The sequence below is a fragment of the Deltaproteobacteria bacterium genome (assembly GCA_016874735.1).
Classification (GTDB): Bacteria; Bdellovibrionota_B; Oligoflexia; order Oligoflexales; family CAIYRB01; genus CAIYRB01.
Genome location: VGTI01000155.1, coordinates 1 through 2,732 on the forward strand (window position 1 = coordinate 1; position 2,732 = coordinate 2,732).

Here is a 2,732-nt window from a genome sequence, read left to right on the forward strand (position 1 = left end):
ATCAGTGAAGAGGCAGCCTTCGGTCCCACCAGCTTTTCCGGCAGCCGCACAGTGCTTGGATGGGCACTGGGGATCGACCTCTATGATACGAAGTTATCGGGTCTCATTGATCGCATCGATTTTGTGCCGAAAATTGGCGTCTGGTCGATGAAGTCACAGTTTAAACTGGCCCCGACTTATGACACAGTGGCTGCCTACGACTTCAACTTTGCCAGTAGTCTCAGCACCGGTGTCGAGCTGGGAGTGGAGAAGCAATTCACATCGCGCGCTCTGCTCCGCCTATGGCTAGGTGCTGACTTTAGCAGTATTGCGGGGTCTGCGGCGACCGCGGCCAAGATCAATGATGTGCGAGCCGGCTCTGACTTGCTAGTAAACGTAGCCACTCTAGGACCCATACATTGGTCTATCTTGGGTTTTGGCGTCTACGAACGGATTCAACTAGCAAAGCAGTACCCAGACGGCACGAGAGAGGCCGCCCTGAAATCGATAAGCCTTAGCCTGGCCATGGTCGGAGGTGGACTTGCACTCGCTTGGTAGACTCGTCTGTCTATACGCGCTAGCCGCCGGCTCGGCCCTTGGTCAATCGAGGCCAGCGCCAACAACGGCTCCCGACTGGTCACAGGAGACTAAGCCCGAGCGGGTGGCGGCAGTTGCGGCGATACCGCATAAGATACTACTGGTGCAGTATCTCACAACTCCCCAAGTGCCGACCTTCGTGGCCATAGACAGTCAGCAGTTTAATATACAGAGCTTTATGGAGCTCATGTCTCCCGAGGATGCACGGCAAACCTATCTCATCAACGATGTCCCCTACCCTGCTGCGGATGAAAATAGCCGGACATATAACGCCATGCACATACTCGCTCCAGATCTCTTGATCGTTGCGCGCTACGACGGGAGACCATGGCAAATCATCACGATGACCGACAAGCAGACGGCGATCCTAGCGGAAGCTCCGGGCCCAGCCGGCGTAGCAAGCGATCCTGGCAAGCTCGTCACCTGGATCTTGCGATCTCTCGCTTATGATGGCGTGGTGGTCGGCGTCAAAGACGACCTGGTCCTCGTCGCGGGATCGGCCGACCGCGTCACGACTATGACTAACGGTGCTGTGCTCAAATATAGCGATAAAGGGCTCGCCTTCACTTCTGCTAGCCCTGAGGCTCTGGTGTTCATGACCAAGACACGGAGTTGGGGGATTTTTGCCGAATTTAGACTGCTCCCATCGGCCGAGCCAGGTGAAGCGGGCGCGGTAGGAATTAGGGGAACCGCCGCAATACCTATTGGGTCAAAGGTTGTCGTGCAGTAAAAAACGGATGTGACCAATGGGTTTGAGCTAGAGACGAGTAGCCTGACTTATTTTTAACTAAATATCTGCGCGCGGTAGTTTTAAAGGAAGATCCTGGATTTGCCGGGAGCGTTCGTGATTTTGCGGATTATGGTGAAAAGCTGGGGCTGATCGAATCAGCAGATCAATGGATGGAATTTCGCGGTTTTCGCAATATTATTGTCCATGAACATGAAGACGATGATATCCAGCAAAATCTCGAAGTTCTTAGGCGACTGACGCCCGTAGTCTTAAATATATGTAGTAAATTACCATGAGATTAGATTCTGCTCGCCTACAAGGTATTGTCGCCGCCTTGTCGAAAGTGGTAGGCGCAGACAACTGGCGACAGAGTCGTACGGCACTCCTACTCTACGGTAGTCGCACCGATGATACTAAGCGAGGAGGAGATATCGATCTCTTACTGCTTGTACCCAATGATTCGCTACCACAGCTGAAATCCAAGCGCCGTGCCATGCTCGTGGCGATTCAAAAAAAGATCGGAGAATGCCGCGTCGATTTGCTGTTAGCTCCAACCGATCCAGCTCTGCAATCAGAATTTGTTAAGTCCATTATCCGTACGGCAGTGCAGATCTTTCCCTGATCGCCGACAACTGACGCGCTAAATTTGCCAGTCACTGGCAAACTCCGTTGATCATTCGTTTGACACCCCCACCCGAGACCTGCCCAAATCCCCCAAAAATACCAATCAATATCGGGCCCTTAACAAAAAACCTCAAGTTTAGCCCCAGGGCACCGATCGTATCCTCAAATGGGCGGAGGATGCACCTCGTTAGGGCCCTCCTAGGGTTGCAACTAACGACACCCGCGACCGAAGGCACCCTGATGAAACCGAGACTATCCACATCACTGACAAGGTCCATATCGCTACGCAGATTCCTGCTAGTTGCGGTACATGTGATTCTGTTTAGTCTCGCATTCTCGTCAGTCACCGCTTGGGCAACGACGATCACCATGAGTTACTCGGGCCGCCTGACGCAGCCCAATGGCGCGCCGCTTGAAGGCACGGTGCCGATGGAAGCCAAGTTTTGGTCCGAGGGGATCGAGGGTACCCAGCGTGGACCAACCATAGAGTTCCCGGCGGTGCAGCTCATCAATGGTACGTTCCTTATCGACCTGGTTTTTAGTTCCGAGGATGCTGCGCTCATGTTTGGCGGTGGTGGTGACGATCCCGTATTTATCGAGATCACCGCTAATGGCAAAGTTTACCCGCGGCAGAAGTTTTCCTACGTACCCTACGCCCTCAGGATTCCTGTCGACGAGCAGACGATCAAGTTTGGCAGCGACGGTAAACTCACACTCGCCGTCGGTGCCGCCTCGGGTAGCGGGTACTTTCTGACCAAAGATGCTACGGGCAAACTCGCCTGGGCATCTCCCACAGTAACCA

At 53.7% G+C, this 2,732-nt stretch carries 3 protein-coding genes; all 3 read left to right on the top strand.

Features of this window, described 5'->3' with window-relative positions; genetic code table 11:
• Nucleotides 1-520: 520 nt before the first annotated feature.
• The gene (locus FJ146_19880; protein ID MBM4254232.1) at nt 521-1,306 is read left to right on the top strand and encodes a hypothetical protein; all 786 of its coding nucleotides are present in this window, start codon (nt 521-523) and stop codon (nt 1,304-1,306) included.
• A gap of 292 nt (nt 1,307-1,598) precedes the next feature.
• Entirely contained in the window at nt 1,599-1,928 is a 330-nt protein-coding gene (locus FJ146_19885) for a hypothetical protein (GenBank protein ID MBM4254233.1), read from the top strand.
• 242 nt (nt 1,929-2,170) lie between these two features.
• Nucleotides 2,171-2,732: hypothetical protein (locus FJ146_19890; GenBank protein MBM4254234.1), on the top strand; the 562-nt coding region annotated here is incomplete at its 3' end.